Here is a 25117-nt window from a genome sequence, read left to right as displayed (position 1 = left end):
GTCGTCCCACCCTTCCGGCGCCGGCTCCGGCGCCCGAGCCGCGGCGGCCGTCCGGTCCTCGGCTGACGGGCCTGGGCGCCGGGATGTTCTGCGGGGCAGTCATGTTCCTGCTGGGCGCTCTCGACCTGCTGCTCTTCGACGAGGCGCCCACCGCGTACGGGGTGCTGTTCCTGCCGGTGTGCGCGCTGACCGCGCTGTGGGTGCGCAAGGGCGACCTGCTGACCGCGCCCATCGTGGTGCCGATCGGGTTCGCCGTGGGGCTGCTGCCCATGATCGACGCGGAGCCGGGGTTCCTGGGCAAGCTGATGGGCCTGGTGGCCGCGCTCGCCACCCAGGCGCCCTGGCTGTACGCGGGGACGCTGATCGCCGTCGTGACGGCGCTGGCGCGGCGGGTGGCGCTGGCCGCGCGGCGGCGGGCGGTGCGCAAGCGCCTGGCGGGCTGACGCACCGGGGCGATCCGCCGGTGTGAGGGCCTCCGGCGGATCGCCCGGACCCGTCCGCGTCGGTGGGTACGTCCGCGTCAGCGCGTCCGCGCGTCGAGGGCTACGGCCTCACCCGTGCTCCGCCGCGTGCATCGCCGCGCCGACGATCCCCGCGTTGTTCTGCAACTGGGCGGGAACGATCTCCGCCTTGATGTCCTCGATGAGGGGCAGAAACTTCTCGGACTTGCGGCTGACGCCGCCGCCGACGATGAACAGCTCCGGGCTGAAAAGCATCTCGACATGGGCGAGGTACTTCCGCACCCGGCGCGCCCAGCGCTCCCAGCTGAGTTCGTGGTCGTCCTTGGCCTTGCTGGACGCCCGCTTCTCCGCCTCGTGGCCGTTCAGCTCCAGGTGCCCGAGTTCGGTGTTGGGGACGAGGACGCCGTCGACGAAGACGGCGCTGCCGATGCCGGTGCCGAAGGTCAGCAGCACCACCGTGCCCTTGCGGTCGCGCCCGGCGCCGAAGCGCATCTCGGCGACGCCCGCCGCGTCCGCGTCGTTGACCACGGTCACCGGCAGACCACCCAGCCGGCCGCCGAACAACGCGCGCGCGTCGGTGTCGACCCAGCTCTTGTCGACGTTGGCCGCCGTGCGGACCATGGCGCCGCCGGTGACGACGCCCGGGAACGTCAGCCCGACCGGCCCGGTCCAGCCGAAGTGGTCGACCACCTCTTTGACCCCGTCGGCGACGGTGTCGGGGGTCGCCGGGTGCGGGGTCAGCACCTTGTACCGCTCCTGGGTCAGCTCTCCCCTGTCCAGGTCCACAGGGGCGCCTTTGATGCCGGACCCGCCGATGTCCACGCCGAAGATCTGCATGGCTCCACGTTACGACGTACGACGGACCGTCACCGCTGCGTCGTACCGGACCCTCCGCGCTCGGCGACCAGCGCGGCCGCCTCCTCGCGCAGGTCCCGGCGGAGCTCCTTGGGCAGGGAGAAGGTGATGGACTCCTCGGCCGCCTTGACGATCTCCACGTCCTCGAAGCCTCGCTTCGACAGCAATTCGAGCACCTGCTCGACCAGGACCTCCGGCACGGAGGCGCCCGAGGTCAGGCCGACCGTGGTCACGCCCTCCAGCCAGCTCTCGTCGATCTCGTCGGCGAAGTCCACGAGGTAGGCCTGGTCCGCGCCCGCGAGCTTGGCGACCTCCACCAGCCGCTTGGAGTTGGAGGAGTTGCGGGAGCCGACGACGATCACCAGGTCGGCCTCGGCGCCCATCTGCTTCACGGCGAGCTGGCGGTTCTGCGTGGCGTAGCAGATGTCGTCGCTGGGCGGGGAGAGCAGCTGCGGGAACTTGTCCTTGAGCGCGTCGACCGTCTCCATGGTCTCGTCGACGGACAGCGTGGTCTGCGACAGCCACACGACCCGGGAGGGGTCGCGGACCTCGACGTTCGCGACGTCCTCGGGACCGTCGACGAGCTGGATGTGGTCGGGGGCCTCGCCGGTGGTGCCGATGACCTCCTCGTGGCCCTCGTGCCCGATCAGGAGGATGTCGTAGTCGTCGTTGGCGAACCGGACGGCCTCCTTGTGGACCTTGGTCACCAAGGGGCAGGTGGCGTCGATGGTGGCCAGGTGGCCCCGCTCGGCCTCCTCGTGGACGGTGGGGGCCACGCCGTGCGCCGAGAACATCACGATGTTCCCCGGCGGCACCTCCTCCGTGCGCTCGACGAAGACGGCGCCCTTCTTCTCCAGGGTCTGCACGACGTACTTGTTGTGGACGATCTCGTGCCGGACATAGATCGGAGCCCCGTACTGCTCCAGGGCTTTCTCGACGGCGATCACGGCGCGGTCCACACCCGCGCAGTAGCCACGGGGGGCGGCGAGCAGGACACGGCGGCCAGACGAAGCAGTCATGCCCCCATCGTAAGGCCGCCGCCGCGGCCCGAAGATCGCCCCGCGATCGTCCCACGGACGCGCGGACCGGGCCGGTGGGCGAGGGGGTGGGGGTTGTCGGTGGGGGCGGCTACTCTCGCGGGCATGGCTCTCTCCACGTCTCCCGAAACCCCCCTGCCCGTCGGTGAGGTGTCGCGACTGATCGGGGGGTGGATCGAGCGGCTCGGCGCGGTGTGGGTCGAGGGGCAGATCACGCAGTTGTCGCGGCGCCCGGGTGCGGGCGTGGTGTTCCTGACGCTGCGCGATCCGTCGTACGACATCTCCGTCAGCGTGACCTGCTACCGCCAGGTGTTCGACGCGATCGCCGACGTGGTCGGCGAGGGCGCGCGGGTCGTGGTGCACGCCAAACCCGAGTGGTACGCGCCGCGCGGGCAGCTGTCGCTGCGGGCCGCCGAGATAAGGCCGGTGGGCGTCGGTGAGCTGCTGGCCCGGCTGGAGCAGCTGAAGAAGACACTCGCGGCGGAGGGGCTGTTCGCGGCCGAGCGGAAGAAGCCCCTGCCCTTCCTGCCCCAGCTCGTCGGGCTGGTCTGCGGCCGGGCGTCCGCCGCGGAGCGGGACGTGCTGGAGAACGCCCGGCACCGCTGGCCCGCGGTCCGCTTCGAGGTGCGCAACGTCGCCGTGCAGGGCGTGCACGCCGTCCCGCAGGTCGTGCAGGCCGTGAAGGAGCTGGACGCGACCGACGACGTGGACGTGATCATCGTGGCGCGCGGCGGCGGCAGCGTGGAGGACCTGCTGCCGTTCTCCGACGAGCAGCTGGTGCGCGCGGTCGCCTCCTGCCGTACGCCCGTGGTGTCCGCGATCGGGCACGAACCGGACACCCCGCTGCTCGACTACGTCGCCGACCTGCGCGCCTCCACACCGACCGACGCCGCGAAGAGGGTCGTACCGGACGTCGGCGAGGAGTACGAGCGGGTACGACAGCTGCGCGACCGGGCCCGCAGGTGCGTGCGGGCGCTCGTCGAGCGGGAGGAGCGGGGGCTCGCCCACGCGCTCGCCCGGCCCTGCATGGAGGACCCGCACCGCATGATCGAGGAGCGCGAGGACCACATCGCGTCGGTCCTCGACCGCGGCCGGCGCACCCTGCGGCACCTGCTGGACCGCGCGGACTCCGAGCTGACGCACACGCACGCGCGCGTCGTGGCGCTCTCCCCCGCCGCGACCCTCCGGCGCGGGTACGCCGTGCTCCAGAAGGCGGACGGGCACGTGGTCCGCGACCCGGGAGAGGTGACGGCGGACGAGGCCCTGCGGGCCCGGGTCGCCGAGGGCGAGTTCACGGTTCGTGTCGACACATAGGGTGGGCGGATGACTGGCAAGGCGGATGAGGCACTCGGCTACGAGCAGGCACGGGACGAGCTGATCGAGGTCGTCCGGCGCCTGGAGGCGGGCGGCACGAGCCTGGAGGAGTCCCTCGCGCTGTGGGAGCGCGGCGAGGAGCTGGCCAAGGTATGCCGCCGCTGGCTGGAGGGCGCCCGCGTCCGCCTGGACGCAGCCCTCGCGGAGGAGACGGAACGGGAGGGGGCGGAGGGCTCGGAGTAGGACGGCGGGGCACGGCCGGGCCGGGCGGTCGGCGCCAGGGGATCCGCCAGACGGAGCCAAGGCCCGTAATCGGGACCGAGGGCCTCGGCCAGGGCCAAGGCCCGCAGTCGGGGCTACGGGACCCACGGATCGGGGGCCGAAACCGGCCGGTCGGGGCCGAAGGCCCGCGATGAAGGCGGGGGCCCGCATTCGGGGGCAGGGCCGACGTCCGGGACCGAGGCCCGCGGTCGCGGCAGGGGTCGGCGGGCACGGTGGGGGGACCCGCCGATCGGCGTGGGGCCGTGGGCGGGCTCAGGACGTCTTCAGTGCTCGCGCCATCGTCGTCAGCTGATCGAAGGACGCCGTGCCCGCCACCACGGTCGTGGCCCCCTCGCCGTCCTCCAGCACGAGCGCGTCGTAGCGGCCGCCGGTGTAGCGCGTCCACGTGCGGCCGTCGATCTGCTCGGTGACCTTCGTGGCCCGCCCGCCCAGGCTGGCCGCGTCGATGAAGTCCTTGCGCTTCTGCGCGGACTGCTCGACCGCCACGTACTGACCGTCGGGATCCTGGAAGCCCAGGTGCCAGTGGTCCTTCTCGTGGGCCCGGAAGCGGACCGAGGTGGCCTTCCAGGTGTCGGGCAGTCCCTCGGGCGCGGCCACCGGGTACGACGCCGCCCGGCGTGCGGTGGTCAACTCGATGCTGTAGTCGACCCGCTTGATGTCGGGCGCCTTGCTGTCGTGCGGGACGAAGAGGTAGATGACCGCCGCCGCGATCCCGATCAGGCCCAGGGAGAGAATCATGTCCCGGACCGTCTTCTGCTTGCCGTTCGAACCTGCCACGCCCCTATCGTCGCAGGTGCCCGGTCCGCTCATCCGTGGGGTCCCCTGCTCATTCTGCCCGTCCGGAGATAGAGTCGGGGCCAACACCCTCATCCGGCCGTCGTCGTATCAGAAAGGTGCGCTCCGATGACCGAGCATCATCATCTTCCCTCCGAGCTCGAGGTGCCCTCCGAGGCGCCCGACCGCAACATCGCCCTGGAACTCGTCCGGGTGACCGAGGCAGCGGCGATGGCCGCGGGCCGCTGGGTCGGGCGCGGTGACAAGAACGGCGCCGACGGCGCCGCCGTGCGCGCCATGCGTTCCCTCGTCTCCACCGTCTCGATGAACGGCGTCGTCGTCATCGGCGAGGGGGAGAAGGACGAGGCCCCGATGCTCTTCAACGGCGAGCACGTCGGCGATGGCACCGGGCCGGAGGTCGACATCGCCGTCGACCCGATCGACGGCACCACCCTGACCGCCAAGGGCATGCCGAACGCAATCGCGGTCCTCGCCGCCGCCGAGCGCGGCGCGATGTTCGACCCGTCCGCCGTGTTCTACATGGACAAGCTGGTCACCGGGCCGGACGCGGCCGACTTCGTCGACATCGACGCGCCGGTGTCCGTGAACATCAAGCGCGTGGCCAAGGCCAAGCGGTCCACTCCGGAGGACGTCACGGTCGTCATCCTGGACCGGCCGCGGCACGAGAGCATGATCAGGGAGATCCGGGAGACGGGCGCCCGCATCAAGCTGATCTCCGACGGCGACGTGGCCGGCTCGATCCTGGCGCTGCGCGACGGCACCGGCATCGACCTGCTGCTCGGCATCGGCGGCACGCCCGAGGGCATCATCTCGGCCTGCGCCGTGAAGTGCCTCGGCGGCACGATCCAGGGCAAGCTGTGGCCGAAGGACGACGAGGAGCGGCAGCGGGCGCTCGACGCCGGGCACGACCTGGACCGCGTGCTGACCACGGACGACCTGGTCTCCGGCGAGAACGTCTTCTTCGTCGCCACCGGCATCACCGACGGCGAGCTGCTGCGCGGAGTGCGCTACCGCGCCGAGACGGCGACGACCGACTCGATCGTGATGCGGTCCAAGTCCGGCACGGTCCGCCGGATCGACTCCGAGCACCGGCTGAGCAAGCTGCGGGCGTACAGCGCGATCGACTTCGACCGGGCGAAGTAGCCGGTCCGCGGACCGGCTACTTCGATGGGGCGCTCCCTGTGCGGAGGGGCGCCCCATACGCGTACAGACATTCGATCCGGCGACGGTCGCCCGGCTCGAAAGGGTGGCCGGGGCGGGGCGGAGCCGGTCCGGCGGGCGGGCCCTGTCCCGCCGCCCGGGCGGGCCTTACCCCGCCGCCGCTATGCGTCCCGTGGCGCGGGCCGCCTTCTTCAGCTCCAGGTCACGGCGACGGCGCCGGGCCAGGACGACGCGGCGCTCGGCGGCGGTGAGGCCGCCCCAGACGCCGTACGGCTCGGGTTGCAGCAGCGCGTGCTCGCGGCACTCGACCATGACCGGGCAGCGCGCACAGACCCGCTTGGCCGCCTCCTCGCGGGACAGCCGCGCGGCGGTGGGCTCCTTGGAGGGTGCGAAGAACAGGCCCGCCTCGTCACGCCTGCACACCGCCTCCGTGTGCCAGGGCGCGTCCTGATCCCTGTCTCGCGCCGGCGCCCGCTGGGCCGGAACGGCAGCTACCTGCAGCGACGAATGCGGCGGTTGCAGCACGGTCTTCTCCTGACGACGGCTTCGCGAGCTGGAGGGTCCGAGAGACGATGCAGCAAGGCCTACCCGCTGTGCGCGCGCCTATGCACTGAGTTCCCAACCGCCCGGCCGGTGACCGCCGTCGTCCGAGGACGACCGCCGTTGTCACATGTGCTTGCGCAGATGCTTGTCCACCTTGCGCTGGACGCGGTCGAGAATGTCCGCGACGAGCTTGCCCCGCTTCGGCCGCGCCTCGACGTTGCCCAGCACGGCCCAGCCGTCGACATAGACGACGGGCGCCTCGGACTCGGGCGAATCCAGCGTGACCACCTCGAAGTTGCCGAGGACGCCGCCGCCGGTGCCGCGCAGCGACACGTTCTCCGGGACGCGGACCTGCACGTCGCCGAAGACCGAGACGGCCTTGATCACGACCTGCTGGTACTCGAAGACCGCCTCGCTGAGGTCGATCTCCACGCTGCCGAAGATCGCGTACGCGTGCACCCGGCGTCCGGGGCGCCAGCGGCCGCGGCGGGTGGCCTGGCTGAACACCGCCACCACGTTCTCGTCGGCGACGTGGGGTATCTCGCCGGCCGCAGGCCGGTTCGGCGCGGGGGTGTACGCGGCGGCCGCGCGGCGCTGATGGGCGGCGGGCAGGTCCTGGATGAAGACCTCCAGCTCGCCGACCGTCTTGGCGTTCAGCACCCCCTCGACGCGCTCGGCGTGCTCGTCGGCGTTCAGACGGCCCTCGGCGAGGGCCTCGCGCAGGATGTCGGCGATACGGTCACGGTCGGCGTCCGAGGCGCGCAGTTCGGCGACAGGGGCGGCGGCCGTACGCGGTGCGGTCTGCTTCTGAAGGTCCACGGCAGCAGCGTACCGAAACGCGATAGATCGCGACTAGGGGTGGGGACGACGGGCGCGCCGCGCACCGCGTCAAACCGCACTGAGCCGGACCTCACAGATTCGCCGTCGGTGGCAGGTTCTACGCTGGTCGGTGCCCGCCGGCGTCGGCGGGCAGCCGTCTGCCGAGTGAGGAATGGGCCAGATGCCGCACAATTCCCCCCCTGCCCGCCCTGCGTTCGCGTACACCGATCTGCTCCCCCAGGGTGAGGACACCACCCCGTACCGGCTGGTGACGTCCGAGGGCGTCTCCACCGTCGAGGGGCCCGACGGGCGTACGTTCCTCAAGGTCGAGCCGGAGGCGCTGCGCAAGCTGGCCGAGGAGGCCGTCCACGACATCCAGCACTACCTGCGCCCGGACCACCTCGCCCAGCTGCGCCGCATCATCGACGACCCGGAGGCCTCGGCGAACGACAAGTTCGTCGCCCTGGACCTGCTCAAGAACGCGAACATCGCCGCAGCCGGTGTGCTGCCCATGTGCCAGGACACGGGCACGGCGATCGTCATGGGCAAGCGCGGCCAGAACGTGCTGACGGCGGGCGAGGACGAGAAGGCCCTCTCCCAGGGCATCCACGACGCCTACACCACGCTCAACCTGCGCTACTCGCAGATGGCTCCGCTCACCATGTGGGAGGAGAAGAACACCGGCTCCAACCTGCCCGCGCAGATCGAGCTGTACGCGACGGACGGCGGCGCCTACAAGTTCCTGTTCATGGCCAAGGGCGGCGGCTCGGCCAACAAGTCCTTCCTGTACCAGGAGACGAAGGCCGTCCTGAACGAGGCCTCCATGATGAAGTTCCTGGAGGAGAAGATCCGTTCGCTGGGCACCGCCGCGTGCCCGCCGTACCACCTGGCGATCGTGGTCGGCGGCACGAGCGCCGAGTACGCCCTGAAGACGGCGAAGTACGCCTCCGCGCACTACCTGGACAACCTGCCCACCGAGGGTTCGCCGCTCGGGAACGGCTTCCGGGACGAGGAGCTGGAGGAGAAGGTCTTCGAGCTGACGCAGAAGATCGGGATCGGCGCGCAGTTCGGCGGCAAGTACTTCTGCCACGACGTGCGCGTGGTCCGGCTGCCGCGGCACGGCGCGTCCTGCCCGGTGGCCATCGCCGTCTCCTGCTCGGCCGACCGCCAGGCGCTCGCGAAGATCACCCCCGAGGGCGTCTTCCTGGAGCAGCTGGAGAAGGACCCGGCGCGGTTCCTGCCGGAGACCACGGACGAGCACCTGGACGAGTCGTCGGACGTGGTCCGCATCGACCTCAACCAGCCGATGGAGTCGATCCTCGCCGAGCTGACCAAGTACCCGGTCAAGACCCGGCTGTCGCTGACCGGCCCGCTGGTGGTGGCCCGTGACATCGCGCACGCCAAGATCAAGGAGCGGCTCGACGCGGGCGAGGAGATGCCGCAGTACCTCAAGGACCACCCGGTGTACTACGCGGGCCCGGCCAAGACCCCCGAGGGCTACGCGTCCGGCTCCTTCGGCCCGACCACGGCCGGCCGCATGGACTCCTACGTCGAGCAGTTCCAGGCGGCGGGCGGCTCCAGGGTGATGCTGGCCAAGGGCAACCGCAGCAAGCAGGTCACGGACGCGTGCGGCGCCCACGGCGGCTTCTACCTCGGCTCGATCGGCGGTCCGGCCGCCCGCCTGGCCCAGGACTGCATCAAGAAGGTCGAGGTCGTGGAGTACGAGGAGCTCGGCATGGAGGCCGTCTGGAGGATCGAGGTCGAGGACTTCCCGGCGTTCGTCGTCGTCGACGACAAGGGCAACGACTTCTTCCAGAACCCGGCCCCCCAGCCGACCTTCACGTCGATCCCGGTCCGGGGCCCCGGTCTGGCCTGAGCCGGTCCCCGCGATCCTCCTGGAGCCCCCGGCAGCCGCCGGGGGCTCCGCCCCGTCCGGCCCACCGCCGGAACATCCGCACCGCCGCCCGCGCTGTACGCGGTATGAGCGAATACCGCATCGAGCACGACTCCATGGGCGAGGTCCAGGTCCCCGTGCACGCCAAGTGGCGTGCGCAGACGCAGCGGGCGGTGGAGAACTTCCCCGTCTCCGGGCAGCGGCTCGAGCGCGCGCACATCGAGGCGCTGGCGCGGATCAAGGGCGCCGCGGCCAAGGTGAACGCACGGCTCGGGGTGCTGGACGAGGACGCCGCCGGGGCGATCCAGGACGCGGCGGCCGAGGTGGCCGAGGGCAAGTGGGACGAGCACTTCCCGGTCGACGTGTTCCAGACCGGGTCCGGGACCTCGTCCAACATGAACACCAACGAGGTCATCGCCACCCTCGCCGGTGAACGGTTGGGCCGGGACGTGCACCCCAACGACCACGTCAACGCCTCGCAGTCCTCCAACGACGTCTTCCCGTCGTCGATCCACATCGCCGCCACCGCCGCCGTCACCCGCGACCTGATCCCCGCCCTGGACCACCTCGCGAACGCGCTCACCCGCAAGGCCGAGGAGTTCGCCGACGTCGTGAAGTCCGGGCGGACGCACCTGATGGACGCCACACCCGTGACCCTCGGTCAGGAGTTCGCCGGGTACGCGGCCCAGGTGCGGTACGGCGTCGAGCGCCTGAACGCCTCCCTGCCCCGGCTGGCCGAGCTGCCCCTCGGCGGGACCGCCGTCGGCACCGGCATCAACACCCCGCCCGGCTTCTCCGCCGCCGTGATCGAGGAGGTCGCCCGCGCCACCGGGCTGCCGCTCACCGAGGCCCGCGACCACTTCGAGGCGCAGGGGGCCAGGGACGGCATCGTCGAGACCAGCGGCCAGCTGCGGACCATCGCCGTGGGGCTGACGAAGATCGCCAATGATCTGCGGTGGATGGCCTCCGGGCCCAGGACCGGGCTCGCCGAGATCTCCCTGCCCGACCTCCAGCCCGGCTCCTCGATCATGCCCGGCAAGGTCAACCCGGTCGTCCCCGAGGCGGTGCTCATGGTCTGCGCCCAGGTCGTCGGCAACGACGCCACCGTCGCCGCCGCCGGCGCCGCCGGCAACTTCGAGCTCAACGTCATGCTCCCGGTCATCGCCAAGAACGTGCTGGAGTCGGTCCGGCTGCTCGCGAACGTCTCCCGGCTGCTCGCCGACCGGACCGTGGACGGGATCGTCGCCCACCGCGAACGGGCCCGCGAGTACGCCGAGTCCTCGCCGTCCGTGGTCACCCCGCTCAACAGGTACCTGGGGTACGAGGAGGCGGCGAAGGTCGCCAAGAAGGCGCTGGCCGAGCAGAAGACGATCCGTCAGGTCGTCGTGGAGGGCGGCTATGTCGAGCGCGGTCTGCTCACGACGGAGCAACTCGACCGGGCGCTGGACGTCCTGCGGATGACACGTCCGTAACCCGGTGCCGCCGGGGCGTGAACCCTGACGTCCCGCACGGCGGCGGATGCCCCGGGCACCTAATATTCGTCCATGGCACACGACGGAGCGAGCGCACGCGCGACGACGGGCGGTGCGGCGGCGCCCTGGACCCCCGGCAGCCGGATCCTGTGGCGGTACCGGGAGAACGGCGGCGCGCGCTACCACATCGTGCGGCCCGTGACCGTCGTCCAGGACGACCCGGGGCTGCTCGCCGTGTGGATGGCGCCCGGCACCGAGTGCGTCAGACCCGTGCTCGCCGACGGCACACCCGTGCACCTGGAACCGCTCGCGTCGCGTTACACCAAGCCGCGCACCGTGCAGCGCGACCGCTGGTTCGGCACGGGCGTGCTGAAGCTGGCCCGGCCCGGCGAGCCCTGGTCGGTGTGGCTGTTCTGGGAGCCCGGCTGGCGGTTCAAGAACTGGTACGTCAACCTGGAGGAACCGCTGGCCCGCTGGGCGGGCGGGGTCGACTCCGAAGATCACTTCCTGGACATCTCCGTTCATCCGGACCGCAGTTGGCACTGGCGGGACGAGGACGAGTTCGCGCAGGCGCAGCGGGACGGGCTGGTGGACGCCGAGCTCGCCGAGCGGGTCCTGGCCGCGGGCCGGGATGCGGTGGAGACGATCCGCGCCTGGCGGCCACCGTTCTGCGAGTCATGGCAGCAATGGCGCCCGGACCCGGCCTGGGAGGTACCGTCACTGCCGGACGACTGGGACCGCTCCCCCACGCGCGTGGCCTCATGAGACCCTTGATGCGCCCCCGGGCGGGAAACGTAGGATCGTCCTCCGCAACAGGCGTAGGGCCGGTACCAACTCCCGGAGTACAAACCGAGTCTGATCGAACGTCACCGAGGGGCGGCAGGACGTGAGCGAGGGGTACGAGGGCAACACCCGTGCGGACCGCGGTCGGTTCGCCGGCGGCACAGCAACAGCCTCTGACCACGCCGGAAATCCGTTCCTGGGGCAAGTATTCCGGGTATCGGGTCTTCGGCGGGACGAACTGCGCGCCCGGCGCGCAGCCCCGGACGGATGGATTCGACACGCGTGACGGAGCAGCCGACCTCCTTCGAACGCCCCCAGCCGGGCGCCGACCCCGCGGACGCCGGTGGGGCGCTTCTGCGTACCCCCACCGCCCCGGGGGCCGCGGCGTTACCGCTTCAGTCCGGCCCGGCCGACGACGTGCCGCGTCCGGTCGGCGCGGCCGGGTCCGAGCATTCCCAGTCGGCGTCCGCCGAGCCCGACGCACACCGTCCGCGCCCCGCGCCGGAGGGCATCCCCGCCCAGCCGGACGCGGCGGCCAGGGTCACCGGGGGCAGGACCGGCGAGGACGGGACCCCCGACGGCACCGACTCCGGGCAGGCGAACGCCGAGGCGCCCCCCGCGGCGGGCGGGCCCGGCGGCCGGGAGCGGCGGGCCGGGCGCGGTGTGCCTCCCGACGGCCAGGAGCGCCGTACCGGGCAGGGACTGCCGCCCGGGCGGACGCTGCCCATGCGCCGGGACGGGGACCGGCTGCGGTTCGTGGGGGCGGCCACCCGGCGCATCGCCCGTGGCATGGACCTCGACGAGATCGTCCTGGGGCTGTGCCGGGCCACCGTGCCGACCTTCTCCGACGCCATCCTCGTGTATCTGCGCGAGCCGCTGCCGGTGGGCGACGAGCGGCCCGCCGGCCCGCTCGTCCTGCGGCTGCGGCGCACCGACCGGATACCGGCGGAGCGCGACACCGAGCTGGGGTTCATGCCGGCGCCGGTGCCGGAGCAGCCGGCCGAGCTGTCGGCGGTGACCAACGAGCTGTGCGAGGTACGGCCCGGCTCCGCGCTGGGCGAGGTGCTGCGCGGCGTACGTCCGGTGTTCACGGACACCGCGTCGGCCCATGCGGCGCTGACGGAACTCCTCGGCGAGGACTCCGAGTTGGTCGTGCCCGACGGGCAGCGCACCATTCTCGCCCCGCTGCGCGGCCGGCGCCGGGTCATCGGTGCCGCGCTGTTCCTGCGCCGCCCGGAGCGCCACGCGTTCCAGCCCGACGACCTGCTCGTCGCCGCGCAGCTCGCCACGCACAGCGCCCTCGGCATCGACAAAGCGGTGCTGTACGGCCGTGAGGCGTACATCGCCGACGAGTTGCAGCGCACCATGCTGCCGGAGACGCTGCCCCGCCCCACGGGCGTACGGCTGGCCTCCCGCTATCTGCCCGCCGCGGAGACCGCGCGGGTCGGCGGGGACTGGTACGACGCGATCCCGCTGCCCGGCAGCCGGGTCGCCCTCGTCGTCGGCGACGTCATGGGCCACTCCATGACCTCGGCCGCGATCATGGGCCAGCTGCGCACCACCGCGCAGACCCTGGCCGGGCTCGACCTGCCGCCGGAGGAGGTGCTGCACCACCTCGACGAGCAGGCGCAGCGCCTGGGCTCCGACCGCATGGCGACCTGCCTGTACGCGGTCTACGACCCGGTCGCGCACCGCATCACCATCGCCAACGCCGGCCACCCGCCGCCGGTCCTGCTGCACCTGGGCGGCCGCTCGGAGGTGCTGCGGGTGCCGCCGGGAGCGCCGATCGGCGTCGGCGGTGTCGACTTCGAGGCGGTCGAGCTGGACGCCCCGGCGGGCGCGACCCTGCTGCTCTACACCGACGGCCTGGTCGAGTCACGGCTGCGGGACGTGTGGACGGGCATAGAGCAGCTGCGCGAGAAGCTCTCGGCGACCGCGCAGCTCACCGGCCCCGACCATCCGCCGCCGCTGGAGGCGCTGTGCGACGAGGTGCTCGACATGCTCGGCCCGGGTGACCGGGACGACGACATCGCGCTCCTCGCCGCCCGTTTCGACGGCATCGCGCCGAGCGACGTGGCGTACTGGACCCTGGACCCGGAGGACGCCGCCCCCGGACAGGCCCGCCGCCTGGCCCGCCGGGCGCTGGCCCGCTGGGGCCTGGAGGAACTCACCGACTCCGTGGAGCTGCTGATCAGCGAGGTCGTCACCAACGCCGTGCGCTACGCCTCCCGCCCGGTCACCCTGCGCCTGCTGCGCACCGATGTGCTGCGCTGCGAGGTCGGCGACGACGTCCCGCAGTTGCCGCGTCTGCGGCAGGCCCGCGCCACGGACGAGGGCGGACGCGGGCTGTACCTGGTCAACCGGATGGCCAGACGCTGGGGCGCGACCCGGCTGAGCACCGGCAAGGTGGTCTGGTTCGAGCTGAACCAGGGCTGAGCCGGAACCAGCGGACACGCGAAGGGGCGCCCGGTCCGACCGGGCGCCCCTTCGCGCTGCTCACCGCGCGTCGCTCACTGCTGATCGTTGGGCAGGAGCGGGTTGTCGCTGAGGCCGTCCGTCGGCTCTCTGCTCGTCGACGTGTCGCTCGGCGACTGCGACGGGGTCTGGCTCGGTGTCTGCGACGGCGTCTGGCTGGGCGTCTCGCTGGGCGACTCGGACACCGACGGCGCGGTGGTGGTGGGCGTCTCGGACGGAGTCTCACTCGGCGACTCGGTGACCGTCGGGGACGTGGACGGCTCCACGGCGGCACCCTGCTTGGCTTCCAGGTCGAACTTGCGGACCTCGCCCATCGCGTGGAAGGTGTAGTCGGCCCAGATCTGCGCCGGGTAGCCACCGCCGTTGATACGGCCGCTGCCCGGGATGAGGCCGGTGGCACCGCTCAGCGTGGTGTGCGCGTGGGTCTTCGGGTTCTCGCCGAACAGGCCGACGGAGGTGACCAGGCCCGGCGTGTAGCCGGTGAACCAGGCGGACTTGTTCTCGTCGGACGTGCCCGTCTTGCCCGCCACCTGCTGGCCGTTGCGCTGCGGGTTGTCCCGCACCGACCTCTTGGCCGTACCGTCGTCGACCACGCCGGTCAGCACGGAGGTGACCGTGTCGGCGGCCTCGCGGCTGATGACCTGCTCGCCGATCGGGTCGGCCATCTTGACCGAACGGCTCTTCTGCTCGGCCGACTTCACGATGGTCGGGGTGACCTTCTTGCCGTGGTTGTCGAGGGTGGCGTACATCCCGGCCATCTCCAGCGGGCTGGCGCCCATGGAGCCCAGCGTCTGGGCCGGTACCGCCTGCATGCCCTTGGTGTTCATGCCGAGCTTGCCGGCGACCTCCATCACCCTGTCCATGCCCACGTCGACGCCCATCTGCGCGAAGACGGAGTTGACGGACTGGTTCATGGCCCTCTGGACCGTGATGTCGCCGTAGTTCTGGTCGTCCTCGTTGGGCGGTCCGAAGCCGACCTTGGTGCCGTGGTCCAGGACCTGACGGCCGCTGGTGCCGTCGTAGACGGTGTTCGCCGCGATCGGCCGGCCGTCCTGGGTCCTGGAGTCCTCCTCCAGCGCCGCGGCCAGGATCACCGGCTTGAAGGTGGAGGCCGGCTGGTAGTCCCGCCGGGTCGCGTTGCTGAGGTAGTGCTTCAAGTAGTCCACGCCGCCGTACAGGGCGACGATGTGCCCGGACTCCGGGTCGACGGAGACGGCACCGGCCTGGACGTGCCCGTCCACCGTCCGCTTCTTCGCGTCCAGCTTGCCGGTGAGCTGCGACGTGACCGCCTCTTCCAGCGCGGACTGCTTCTTCTTGTCGATGTTCAGGGTGATGGTCCAGCCCTGGCCTTCGACCGCCTGCTCCGCCTGGCCCTGGGTCAGGTCCTGATCCTTCATCAGCTGCTCTTCGAGCTGCTGGTTGGCGAGGGCGATCAGGTAGCCCTTCTGGCCCTCCCGTCCGGGAGCGGGCCGGGGTTCCTTGGGGACGGGGAACTTCATGGCCTGCCGCTTGCCGGCGTCCAGCCAGCGCTGCTTGACCATGTTGTCCAGCACGTAGTTCCAGCGCTGCTGCGCGAGCCGCTTGCCGGTGTCGCTCGCGACGGCCCAGTCGTACTGGCTCGGAGCCTGCATCAGGGCCGCCAGGTACGCGCCCTGCTCGACGCTGAGGTCCTTGGCGTCGACGCGGTAGTAGGCCTGCGCGGCGGCCTGGATGCCGTAGGCGCCCCGGCCGTAGTAGCTGGTGTTGATGTAGCCGGCGAGGATGTCGTCCTTCGACATCCTCTGGTCCACCTTCAGCGAGATGACCAGTTCCTTCAGCTTGCGCGTGACGGTCTGGTCCTGGTTGAGGTAGAAGTTCTTGACGTACTGCTGGGTGATCGTCGAGCCGCCCTGCGCGCCCTTGCCGCTCACCGTGTTGAGCAGACCGCGGGCGGTGCCCTTCAGGTCGACGCCGTTGTCGGTGTAGAAGGTCTTGTTCTCGGCCGCGACGAAGCAGTGCTGGACGGCCTTGGGCACCTTGGACAGGTCCACCATCTCGCGGTTGACCTCGCCGGTACGCGCCAGGATCGTGCCGTCGCTGTACTTGTAGATGTTGCTCTGGCGCTGCGCGTCGGCGTTGCCCTCGGGTATGTCCACGACCAGGTACAGCACGATGAAGGCGCCCATGCCCAGCAGGCAGACGCCGAAGAAGGTGCCGAGCATCTTCTTCCAGGTGAACAGGCGGCCCATGCCGCTCTTCCCCTTCGGCTTCGCCGCCCGGCGGGCCGCGGCCCTGCCGCCGCCCGCGGGTCCTGTGCCGGCCGCCGGTGTCCCGGACGAGCCCTGGGGCGCCGCGCGGCGGCCCCCGTGCTGCCGCGCTCGTCTCTCTTCCGCTCGTCCCATGGGTCCGTACGCTCCGCTTCCGTCTCGCCTGTCACTCAGGTGCGTGGTCCGGGTCAGCTCAGAAAGCTAACACCGCCGTCTGTGACAAAGGCGCCCTGATACGTCCCATCACGGACGTGACAATCAGCACCCGCCCCAGTGGAACCGACGTTCCAGGGGCACCAAGGGTTGCCGTCCGATGCTAAAGTGATATCACTTAGATAGACAGAAACCGTGGTCCGAGATGCCACGGGCCCACGACGACCAGGGGGGACCCGCCATGCCCGCACAGCCACCGCGCGACGCCACGCACGACCTCGCACAGGACCCCGCACCCGCCACCGAGCCGGCCGAGGTGCCCGCGATGCCGGAGCCGCGCGTGCGGGAGTTCCCGGCGCACAGCATCGGGGGCGGACTCGCCCTGCTCCTCGGCCTCCTCGGACTGCTGGTCGCCGCGGCCCTGTTCGCGGGCGGGGTGAACGCCTCGGCCACCGGCGCGAGGGCCGCGCTGATCGTCGTCGCCCTCGTGGTCGGCACCGGCGCGCTGCTCGGGATGTACGGACTGAACACGGTCGCGCCGGGCGAGGCCCGGGTGGTCCAGCTCTTCGGCCGCTACCGGGGCACGATCCGCGAGGACGGGCTGCGCTGGGTGAACCCTTTCACCTCCCGGACGAAGATCTCCACCCGCGTCCGCAACCACGAGACCGCCGTGCTCAAGGTCAACGACGCCTACGGCAACCCCATCGAACTCGCCGCGGTCGTGGTGTGGAAGGTGCGGGACACCGCGCAGGCCACCTTCGAGGTGGACGACTTCCTGGAGTTCGTCTCCACCCAGACCGAGGCGGCCGTACGGCACATCGCGATCGAGTACCCCTACGACGCCCACGACGAGGACGGGCTGTCGCTGCGCGGCAACGCCGAGGAGATCACCGAGAAGCTCGCCGCCGAACTGCACGCGCGCGTGGAGGCGGCCGGGGTGCAGATCGTCGAGTCCCGCTTCACGCATCTGGCCTACGCCCCCGAGATCGCCTCGGCGATGCTCCAGCGGCAACAGGCCGGCGCGGTCGTCGCGGCCCGCCGGGAGATCGTGGACGGCGCGGTCGGCATGGTCGAGGCGGCGCTCGCCCGGATCTCCGAGCAGGGGATCGTGGAACTGGACGAGGAACGGAAGGCGGCGATGGTCTCGAACCTGATGGTGGTGCTGTGCGGGGACCGGGCACCGCAGCCGGTGCTGAACACCGGGACGCTCTACCAGTGACCGCCACCGAGGAAGGGTCCTCCCCCGGCCGCCGGCCGCGGCAGCGCAAGCAGGTGCTGCTGCGGCTGGACCCGTCGGTGTACGACGCGCTCGCCCGCTGGGCCTCGGACGAGCTCCGCTCGGCCAACGCACAGATCGAGTTCCTCCTGCGCCGTGCCCTCGCGGAGACGGGCCGCCTGCCGGGCGAGGCCGGCCCCCTCCCGCGCCGGGGCCGCCCTCCGCGCGCCCCGCGACCGCCCGAGGGACCTCAGGCCCCGTAGCAGAACCGTGACAATCGCCTCCCACCTGCGCAGTCACCTCTTCCGCCACCGCGTCGACACGCGGCGTATACATGCCGCGTATACACACTGTGTAGAGTCGTCGGCATGTCCATCGGTCACACCCTCCTGGGGCTCCTTGAGTCCGGCCCGCGTCACGGTTACGACCTGAAGCGGGCCTTCGACGAGAAGTTCGGTCACGACCGGCCGCTGCACTACGGCCAGGTCTACTCGACGATGTCCCGACTGCTGAAGAACGGGCTCGTCGAGGTCGACGGAATCGAGGCGGGTGACGGCCCCGAGCGCAAGCGGTACGCGATCACCCAGGCCGGCGTCACCGACGTGGGGCGGTGGCTCGCCACGCCGGAGAAGCCGGAACTGTACCTTCAGTCGACGCTCTACACCAAGGTCGTCCTGGCGTTGCTCACCCATCGCGACGCCGCCGACGTCCTCGACACCCAGCGCGCCGAGCACCTGCGCAGCATGCGGATCCTGACCGAACGCAAGCGCAAGGGGGATCTCGCCGACCAGCTCATCTGCGACCACGCCCTGTTCCACCTCGAGGCCGATCTGCGCTGGCTGGAGCTGACCGCGGCCCGCCTCGACAAGCTCCGTGAGGCGGTGGCCCGGTGACTCCTCCCCCCGGCTCCCTGCTGACCGCCGAGAACCTGCGCAAGGCCTACGGCCCGACCACCGCCCTGGACGGCGCCGGATTCTCCATCCACGCCGGCGAGGTCGTCGCCGTGATGGGGCCCTCCGGCTCCGGCAAGTCCACCCTGCTGCACTGCCTCGCCGGGATCGTCACCCCCGACTCGGGGTCGATCACCTACGACGGCCGTGAGCTGTCGACCATGACCGACGCCCAGCGCAGTGCGCTCAGGCGCTCGGAGTTCGGCTTCGTCTTCCAGTTCGGCCAGCTGGTGCCCGAGCTGACCTGCGTGGAGAACGTGGCCCTGCCGCTCCGGCTGAACGGCACCTCCCGCAAGGAGGCCGAGCGGGCGGCGCTGGAGTGGATGCGCCGGCTGGAGGTCGACGACCTGCGCAAGAAGCGCCCCGGCGAGGTCTCCGGCGGCCAGGGCCAGCGCGTCGCGGTGGCCCGGGCGCTGGTCACCGACCCGCGCGTGCTGTTCGCCGACGAGCCGACCGGCGCACTGGACTCGCTCAACGGCGAGCGCGTGATGGAACTGCTCACGGAGGCCGCCCGGTCGTCCAACGCGGCGGTCGTCCTCGTCACCCACGAGGCACGGGTCGCCGCGTACTCCGACCGCGAGATCGTCGTGCGGGACGGCAAGTCCCGGGACATGGAGCGCGTCGTATGAGCGTGCGTCAGTGGGCCCGCGACCTGAGCATGGGGGCCAGGTTCGCGTTCACGGGGGGACGCGAGGGATGGCTCCGGGTCGTGCTCACGGCGGTCGGCGTCGGGCTCGGCGTGGCACTGCTGCTGCTCACCACCGCGATACCGAGCGCGCTGTCGGTACGGCACGAGCGGAGCGAGGCCCGCGAGGACTACACCTACATCCAGAACCCCCCGCCGAAGGCCGACGACACCCTGGTGATCGCGGACATCGACACGACGTACCACGACAAGGAGGTACGCGGACGGCTGGTGGAGCCCGAGGGGCCGCGGGCGCCGCTTCCCCCGGGGGTGGCCGCGTACCCGAAGCCGGGCGAGATGGTGGTCTCGCCCGCGCTCAGGGAACTGCTCGACTCCGGCTCCGGAAGGCTGCTGCGGGAGCGGCTGCCGTACCGCGTGGTCGGCACGATCGCCGAGAGCGGACTCATCGGCTCCCGCGAACTGGCCTACTACGCGGGCGTGGAGAATCTGGCGCCGCGCATCAACGGCTGGCAGGTGGCCCGGATCACCGAGTACGGCAGCCCGCAGCGGACGGAGCGCTCGGACCCGGTGCTGCTGCTGCTCGTGATGGTCGTCTTCGTGGCACTGCTGATGCCGGTCGCCGTGTTCATCGCCGCGGCGGTGCGGTTCGGGGGCGAGCAGCGCGACCGCAGGCTCGCCGCGCTCCGGCTGGTCGGCTCCGACAGCCGGATGACCCGCCGTATCGCGGCCGGCGAGGCGATGGCGGGCGCGTTGCTCGGACTGGTCTTCGGCGCGGTCTTCTTCCTGATCGGCCGTCAGGCCGCCGGGTCCGTCGAGGTCGTCGGCATCAGCGTCTTCCCCAGCTACCTCAATCCCTCCCCCTGGCTGGCCGCGCTGGTCGCGGTCGCGGTGCCGGCCGCGGCGGTGCTGGTCACCCTGCTGGCGCTGCGCGGAGTGGTCATCGAGCCGCTGGGCGTGGTGCGCACGGCGAAGCCCGCGCGGCGCCGGCTGTGGTGGCGGCTGCTGCTTCCCGTCGTGGGCCTGGGGATGCTCTACCCGATGCTCGGCCAGGGCCGCGGCAACGGGGACTTCAACCAGTACCTGGTGATCGGCGGCGTGACCCTGCTGCTGATCGGGGTGACCGCGCTGCTGCCGTGGACCGTGGAGACGGTCGTCGCCCGGCTCGGCGGCGGCGGAGTGGCCTGGCAACTGGCCGTACGGCGGCTCCAGTTGAGCAGCGGTACGGCGGCACGGCTGGTCAGCGGCATCGCGGTCGCGGTGGCCGGGGCGATCGCGCTCCAGATGCTCTTCGCCGGAGTGCAGGGCGACTACACCAAGGACTCCGGAAAGAACCTCTACCGGGCCCAGATGGAGGTGAGCGCGCCGCGGGGCATCTCACTCACCGGGGCCGCCGAGAAGTTCTCGGCCACGAAGGGCGTGCGGAAGGCCACGGTGCTGTCCCAGGCATCGGTCGGTGACAAGTCCTGGAAGAGCGAGGAGGAGGAGGAATCTCGTGTCTCGGCCACGGTGACGATCGGCGACTGCGCCTCCCTGCGCGAAGTGGCGCGCATGTCCTCCTGCCACGACGGGGACGTCTTCGCCCTCAGCGGCAGCCAGTTCGATGCCGACACGGTGAAGCTGGTCAAGCCCGGCCGCGAGCTGCACTTCGACCTGTCCTCGGGCATGGAGCAGGACGATGTTCCGTGGACCGTCCCGGCCACCGTGAAGCCCGCCCGGTCGATCGAGGACCCCATGGGCGAAAGGCGCAGCGGCCTGCTGATGACACCGGCCGCGGCGCCCCCGGGGACGGACACGACGGTCTGGGGACAGATCTACCTGTCGATCGACCAGTCGGTCCCGAACGTGCACGAGTACGTGCGCAACACGGCGGCGGCGGTCGACCCGATGACGGGCGCGCACGTGTGGGTCGCCGCCGAGGAGTCGAAGAAGTTCGCCTCCATCCGCACCGGCCTGTTCGTCGGCGCGACCTGTGTGCTGCTGCTGATCGGGGCGAGCCTGCTGGTGTCGCAGCTGGAGCAGTTGCGGGAGCGGAAGAAGCTGCTGTCGGCGCTGGTCGCCTTCGGTACCCGGCGGCGCACGCTGAGCCTGTCGGTGCTGTGGCAGACGGCGATCCCGGTCATGCTCGGCCTGCTGCTGGCCGCGGCGGTCGGGATGACGCTGGGAGCGGTGCTGCTGAAGATGACGAACACCACGGTGGCCGTGCACTGGCCGAGTGTGCTGGCGATGACCGGCATCGGCGCGGGAGTCGTCCTCACGGTCACCCTGCTCAGCCTTCCGCCGCTGCTGCGCCTGATGCGCCCGGACGGCCTGCGCACGGAGTGACCCCCGGGACTGAGCCCCCGCACCCGGGGGCTCAGTCGCACCCGGAAACTCGGTCCCGGCCGGCGCCGTCCAGCACGCGCACCGGCAGGGGCCGCAGGTCCGTACGCAGGGCGGCGGCCAGTTCCCGGTACTCGGCGGCGCGGGCCGCGCCGGTGCGCATGGCCAGGGCGATACGGCGGGAGGGGGCGGGGTCGGCGAAGTAGCCGGTGAGGAGCTGGTTGTTGCGGGAGGTCTCGACCCTGAGGGCGGTACGGGGCAGCAGGGTGCAGCCGAGGCCGCCGGCGACGAGCTGGACGAGGGTGGACAGCCCCGCGGCGGTCGTCGTCACCGGGGCGTTCTCGCGCCCGGCCTCGCGGCAGATGTCGAGCGCCTGGTCGCGCAGGCAGTGGCCCTCGTCGAGCAGCAGCAGATTGAGTTCCTTCAGTGCCTCGCGCGGGATGCCCTCCCGGCCGCCGAGCCGGTGGTCGAGCGGGGTCACCAGGACGAAGTCCTCGTCGAACAGGGGGAGTTCCACGACGCCGGGCACGCCGAGGGGGACGGCGAGGAGCAGCAGGTCGAGCCGCCCGCCGGCGAGCCCGTCGAGCAGGTTGGCGGTCTGCTCCTCGTGGACCTGGAGGTCGAGGTCGGGGTAGCGGTCGTGGACGAGCCGCAGCACGGTGGGCAGCAGATAGGGCGCGACGGTGGGGATGACGCCGAGCCGCAGTACGCCGGTGAAGGGCGCCCGGACGGCCTCGGCCTCCTCCAGCAGGGCGCCGACCTCCCCGAGCACGGCCTTGGCCCGGACGGCGAGCCGCTCGCCGGCGGGCGAGAGCAGCACCTTGCGCGTCGTACGCTCCAGCAGCGTGACACCGAGTGTCTCCTCCAGTGAGGAGACGGCACCGGAGAGGGCCGGCTGGCTCATGCCGATCGCCGCGGCGGCGTCCCGGAAGTGCAGATGCTCCGCGACCGCGGCGAAGGCGCGCAACTGGGACAGGCTAGGCTGCCTGCGCTTTCCGAGATTACCGACGGTCACTGATAACCACCTCCGATCAACCCGACCGAGTGTAGCTATTTCTGTAATCAATGCACCGTGTGCCACCATCGGCATCGTCCAACCCATGGGAAACACCAGCGCGACCGGTGTTTCCTCGCTGCAAGGAGAGCACGTGCTCACTGTCGGTGACAAGTTCCCCGCGTTCGAACTGACCGCCTGCGTCTCGCTGGAGAAGGGCAAGGAGTTCGAGACGATCGACCACAAGACCTACGAGGGCAAGTGGAAGGTCGTCTTCGCCTGGCCCAAGGACTTCACCTTCGTGTGCCCGACCGAGATCGCCGCCTTCGGCAAGCTGAACGACGAGTTCGCCGACCGCGACGCCCAGGTCCTCGGCTTCTCCGGCGACTCCGAGTTCGTCCACCACGCCTGGCGCAAGGACCACGACGACCTGCGTGACCTGCCGTTCCCGATGATGGCGGACTCCAAGCACGAGCTGATGCGCGACCTCGGCATCGAGGGCGAGGACGGCTTCGCCAAGCGCGCGGTCTTCATCGTGGACCAGAACAACGAGATCCAGTTCTCCATGGTGACGGCGGGCTCGGTCGGCCGTAACCCCAAGGAGGTCCTGCGGGTCCTGGACGCCCTCCAGACGGACGAGCTGTGCCCCTGCAACTGGACCAAGGGCGACGAGACCCTCGACCCGGTCGCCCTGCTGGCGGGTGAGTGACCCCATGTCCCTGGACTCCCTGAAGTCCGCCGTCCCGGACTACGCCAAGGACCTCAAGCTCAACCTGGGCTCGGTCATCGGCAACAGCGACCTCCCCGCGCAGCAGCTGTGGGGCACGGTGCTGGCCACGGCGATCGCCTCGCGCTCGCCGATCGTCCTGCGTGAGCTGGAGCCGGAGGCGAAGGCGAACCTGTCGCCGGAGGCGTACACCGCGGCGAAGGCCGCGGCGGCCGTCATGGCGATGAACAACGTCTTCTACCGCACCCGCCACCTCCTGTCCGACCAGGAGTACGGCACCCTGCGGGCCGGCCTGCGGATGAACGTCATCGGCAACCCCGGCGTCGACAAGATCGACTTCGAGCTGTGGTCCTTCGCCGTCTCCGCCATCAACGGCTGCGGCATGTGCCTCGACTCCCACGAGCAGGTCCTGCGCAAGGCCGGCGTGGACCGCGAGGTCATCCAGGAAGCGTTCAAGATCGCCGCGGTGGTCCAGGCCGTCGCGACGACCCTCGACGCGGAAGCGGCCCTCGCGGAGTAACGCGTACCGCACGGCCGAACCCCGTCCACCCTCGAAGGTGGACGGGGTTCGTCGTTTCAGCTCGGTTCGGGACCCCCCGAGCCGGACGGCACGGTGGCCGGCTCCGCCGGAGGCGCCTCGGGCACGCGTGTCTGACGCCGCTCCTGCTCGCGCGCGTAGGCCCGCAGATATCCCACCACCGTGTTCGTCACCGCCACCAGCGGCACCGCCACCACCGCGCCGCCGATCCCCGCGATCAGCCCGCCCGCGGCGACCGACAGGACCACCGCCAGCGGGTGCACCCGCACGGCACGGCCGAGGATGAACGGTTGCAGCACGTGCCCCTCGAGCTGCTGCACCGCCAGCACCACCACCAGGACCATCACCGCGGTGAAGACTCCCTGGGTGACCAGGGCCACGACCACCGCCAGCGCGCCCGACACCACCGCGCCCACCAGCGGGATGAAGGCGAACAGGAAGATGAAGACGGCCAGCGGCACCGCCATCGGCACATTGAGGAAGTAGATCCCCAGCCCGATGAAGATCGCGTCGATCAGCGCCACGATCACCGTGCCGCGCACGTACGCGGTCAGCGTGCGCCAGGCCCGCGGACCGGCACCGGCCACGCCCGGACGCGCCGCAGCCGGCACCAGCTTCAGCGTCCACTCCCAGATGCGCCGGCCGTCGTAGAGCAGGAACAGCGTGGAGAAGACCGTCAGCAGAATCCCGGTCAGCGCCTCCACGATCACCGTCACGCCCTGCAGGCCGGCCGAGGTGATCTGGTCGGTGTTGGCGCCGACCGCGTCCCGCAGGTTCTTCGCTATCTGGTTGATCTGCTTGTCGGTCACATGGAAGGGGCTGTTCAGCAGCCACTTGCGCAGCTGGTCGATGCCGTCCTGGATCTGGGTGGAGAGCGTGTCGATGTTCTCCATGACCTGCCAGGTCACGAACCACCCGATCAGCCCCATGATGACGAAGCCGAGGATCGCGGTGAGCGCGGTGGCCGGCCCGCGCGGCAGCCCGTACCGCCTCAGCCACGCCACCGTCGGCTGGAGCAGCGCCGTGATGAGCAGCGCGGTGACGAACGCGAGCACCACCAGCTGGATGGCGCTGATGGCGCGCATCAGCACCCACACGGTGCCCGCGAGCACCAGCACCCGCCAGCCCGCCTCCGCCGCCACCCGTACGCCCCACGGCACGGCCTGGGCGGGATCGGGCCGGGCGGGGCCGGCGATCGGGTCCGGCAAGGGCTCGGGGTCCACGTCCGGCTCCGGCCCGGCGGGGTCGGTGTGGTCCTTCTCCACCTCGGCACGACGCTCGTCCAACCGCTCACCCATTTCGGTGAGTCCGGCGCCGAGCCGGCCGAGCCACCCTGGCACTCGCGACATGATCCGTCCTCTTCCCCCGTCTCTCCCCACCACTCCCCCCTGGAGTCGTCCGGACCGACCGTACAGGGCAACAGCCCCTCCCCCTAAG

23 protein-coding genes are annotated in these 25117 nt (G+C 71.3%); 15 read left to right on the top strand and 8 right to left on the bottom strand.

Going from position 1 to position 25117, the window contains the following annotated elements; translation table 11 throughout:
* Positions 1 to 62 precede the first annotated feature (62 nt).
* The gene (locus ACIQMV_RS05230; protein ID WP_402591919.1) at positions 63 to 443 is read left to right on the top strand and encodes a DUF6542 domain-containing protein; all 381 of its coding nucleotides are present in this window, start codon (positions 63 to 65) and stop codon (positions 441 to 443) included.
* A gap of 108 nt (positions 444 to 551) precedes the next feature.
* Here ACIQMV_RS05230 and ppgK read toward each other — a convergent pair whose 3' ends face one another.
* Together ppgK and ACIQMV_RS05220 are read right to left on the bottom strand one after the other, a co-directional pair.
* Positions 552 to 1298, bottom strand: a complete 747-nt coding sequence (ppgK, locus tag ACIQMV_RS05225) for a polyphosphate--glucose phosphotransferase (protein WP_402591263.1) — start codon at positions 1296 to 1298, stop codon at positions 552 to 554.
* 29 nt (positions 1299 to 1327) lie between these two features.
* Entirely contained in the window at positions 1328 to 2335 is a 1008-nt protein-coding gene (locus tag ACIQMV_RS05220; protein ID WP_402591261.1) for a 4-hydroxy-3-methylbut-2-enyl diphosphate reductase, read from the bottom strand.
* 123 nt (positions 2336 to 2458) lie between these two features.
* Between ACIQMV_RS05220 and xseA the strand changes: the two genes are divergently transcribed.
* Together xseA and ACIQMV_RS05210 are read left to right on the top strand one after the other, a co-directional pair.
* A complete protein-coding gene (xseA, locus tag ACIQMV_RS05215; RefSeq protein ID WP_402591259.1) occupies positions 2459 to 3667 on the top strand; it encodes an exodeoxyribonuclease VII large subunit in 1209 nt (402 codons plus the stop codon).
* Positions 3668 to 3676: 9 nt separating this feature from the next.
* Positions 3677 to 3910: an exodeoxyribonuclease VII small subunit gene (locus tag ACIQMV_RS05210; protein ID WP_402591257.1), complete on the top strand. Its 234-nt coding sequence runs from the start codon at positions 3677 to 3679 to the stop codon at positions 3908 to 3910.
* A 291-nt stretch (positions 3911 to 4201) separates the two neighbouring features.
* Here ACIQMV_RS05210 and ACIQMV_RS05205 read toward each other — a convergent pair whose 3' ends face one another.
* Positions 4202 to 4726, bottom strand: a complete 525-nt coding sequence (locus tag ACIQMV_RS05205; RefSeq protein ID WP_402591255.1) for a DUF4245 domain-containing protein — start codon at positions 4724 to 4726, stop codon at positions 4202 to 4204.
* Between the two features lie 126 nt (positions 4727 to 4852).
* Between ACIQMV_RS05205 and glpX the strand changes: the two genes are divergently transcribed.
* Positions 4853 to 5887 carry a class II fructose-bisphosphatase gene (gene glpX / locus ACIQMV_RS05200; RefSeq protein WP_141358844.1) on the top strand — a complete coding sequence of 345 codons (1035 nt, stop codon included), beginning with the start codon at positions 4853 to 4855 and terminating at the stop codon, positions 5885 to 5887.
* A gap of 165 nt (positions 5888 to 6052) precedes the next feature.
* Here the strand turns inward: glpX and ACIQMV_RS05195 are convergent, their stop codons facing one another.
* Positions 6053 to 6430, bottom strand: coding sequence for a WhiB family transcriptional regulator (locus ACIQMV_RS05195; RefSeq protein ID WP_141358846.1), 378 nt, complete (start codon positions 6428 to 6430; stop codon positions 6053 to 6055).
* Positions 6431 to 6571: 141 nt separating this feature from the next.
* Positions 6572 to 7267: a DUF1707 domain-containing protein gene (locus tag ACIQMV_RS05190; RefSeq protein ID WP_141358848.1), complete on the bottom strand. Its 696-nt coding sequence runs from the start codon at positions 7265 to 7267 to the stop codon at positions 6572 to 6574.
* Positions 7268 to 7448: 181 nt separating this feature from the next.
* Between ACIQMV_RS05190 and ACIQMV_RS05185 the strand changes: the two genes are divergently transcribed.
* The 4 genes from ACIQMV_RS05185 (at position 7449) to ACIQMV_RS05170 (ending at position 13852) form a co-directional block, all read left to right on the top strand.
* Positions 7449 to 9143 (top strand): fumarate hydratase, encoded by a 1695-nt coding sequence (locus ACIQMV_RS05185; protein ID WP_141358850.1) that lies wholly within the window; start codon positions 7449 to 7451, stop codon positions 9141 to 9143.
* Between the two features lie 104 nt (positions 9144 to 9247).
* Entirely contained in the window at positions 9248 to 10633 is a 1386-nt protein-coding gene (locus tag ACIQMV_RS05180; protein ID WP_402591251.1) for a class II fumarate hydratase, read from the top strand.
* Positions 10634 to 10705: 72 nt separating this feature from the next.
* Positions 10706 to 11398, top strand: coding sequence for a DUF402 domain-containing protein (locus ACIQMV_RS05175; protein WP_402591249.1), 693 nt, complete (start codon positions 10706 to 10708; stop codon positions 11396 to 11398).
* Between the two features lie 285 nt (positions 11399 to 11683).
* On the top strand, positions 11684 to 13852 hold the full coding sequence (locus tag ACIQMV_RS05170) for a SpoIIE family protein phosphatase (protein ID WP_402591247.1): 2169 nt from the start codon (positions 11684 to 11686) through the stop codon (positions 13850 to 13852).
* 74 nt (positions 13853 to 13926) lie between these two features.
* Here ACIQMV_RS05170 and ACIQMV_RS05165 read toward each other — a convergent pair whose 3' ends face one another.
* Positions 13927 to 16272 (bottom strand): transglycosylase domain-containing protein, encoded by a 2346-nt coding sequence (locus ACIQMV_RS05165; protein WP_402591245.1) that lies wholly within the window; start codon positions 16270 to 16272, stop codon positions 13927 to 13929.
* A 259-nt stretch (positions 16273 to 16531) separates the two neighbouring features.
* Here ACIQMV_RS05165 and ACIQMV_RS05160 point away from each other — a divergent pair, with 259 nt between their 5' ends.
* The 5 genes from ACIQMV_RS05160 (at position 16532) to ACIQMV_RS05140 (ending at position 21424) form a co-directional block, all read left to right on the top strand.
* Entirely contained in the window at positions 16532 to 17509 is a 978-nt protein-coding gene (locus ACIQMV_RS05160) for an SPFH domain-containing protein (RefSeq protein WP_402591243.1), read from the top strand.
* On the top strand, positions 17506 to 17769 hold the full coding sequence (locus ACIQMV_RS05155; RefSeq protein WP_401773271.1) for a hypothetical protein: 264 nt from the start codon (positions 17506 to 17508) through the stop codon (positions 17767 to 17769). Before ACIQMV_RS05160 ends, ACIQMV_RS05155 begins: the two co-directional genes overlap by 4 nt.
* A gap of 105 nt (positions 17770 to 17874) precedes the next feature.
* Positions 17875 to 18399, top strand: a complete 525-nt coding sequence (locus tag ACIQMV_RS05150; protein ID WP_402591241.1) for a PadR family transcriptional regulator — start codon at positions 17875 to 17877, stop codon at positions 18397 to 18399.
* Entirely contained in the window at positions 18396 to 19085 is a 690-nt protein-coding gene (locus ACIQMV_RS05145) for an ABC transporter ATP-binding protein (protein ID WP_141358866.1), read from the top strand. Before ACIQMV_RS05150 ends, ACIQMV_RS05145 begins: the two co-directional genes overlap by 4 nt.
* The gene (locus tag ACIQMV_RS05140) at positions 19082 to 21424 is read left to right on the top strand and encodes an ABC transporter permease (RefSeq protein ID WP_402591238.1); all 2343 of its coding nucleotides are present in this window, start codon (positions 19082 to 19084) and stop codon (positions 21422 to 21424) included. Before ACIQMV_RS05145 ends, ACIQMV_RS05140 begins: the two co-directional genes overlap by 4 nt.
* A gap of 31 nt (positions 21425 to 21455) precedes the next feature.
* Here the strand turns inward: ACIQMV_RS05140 and ACIQMV_RS05135 are convergent, their stop codons facing one another.
* A complete protein-coding gene (locus ACIQMV_RS05135; RefSeq protein ID WP_402591236.1) occupies positions 21456 to 22436 on the bottom strand; it encodes a hydrogen peroxide-inducible genes activator in 981 nt (326 codons plus the stop codon).
* A gap of 133 nt (positions 22437 to 22569) precedes the next feature.
* On the opposite strand from ACIQMV_RS05135, the gene ACIQMV_RS05130 reads away from it, so the two are divergent.
* Positions 22570 to 23124 (top strand): peroxiredoxin, encoded by a 555-nt coding sequence (locus ACIQMV_RS05130; RefSeq protein ID WP_141366301.1) that lies wholly within the window; start codon positions 22570 to 22572, stop codon positions 23122 to 23124.
* Positions 23125 to 23128: 4 nt separating this feature from the next.
* The gene (locus ACIQMV_RS05125; RefSeq protein ID WP_141358872.1) at positions 23129 to 23662 is read left to right on the top strand and encodes an alkyl hydroperoxide reductase; all 534 of its coding nucleotides are present in this window, start codon (positions 23129 to 23131) and stop codon (positions 23660 to 23662) included.
* Positions 23663 to 23718: 56 nt separating this feature from the next.
* On the opposite strand, the gene ACIQMV_RS05120 is transcribed toward ACIQMV_RS05125, so the two are convergent.
* A complete protein-coding gene (locus tag ACIQMV_RS05120; RefSeq protein WP_402591234.1) occupies positions 23719 to 25029 on the bottom strand; it encodes an AI-2E family transporter in 1311 nt (436 codons plus the stop codon).
* Positions 25030 to 25117: the final 88 nt, after the last annotated feature.

This window comes from Streptomyces sp. NPDC091412, assembly GCF_044756885.1.
Lineage (GTDB): Bacteria > Actinomycetota > Actinomycetes > Streptomycetales > Streptomycetaceae > Streptomyces.
This window is presented reverse-complemented; position numbering and strand designations above follow the sequence as displayed.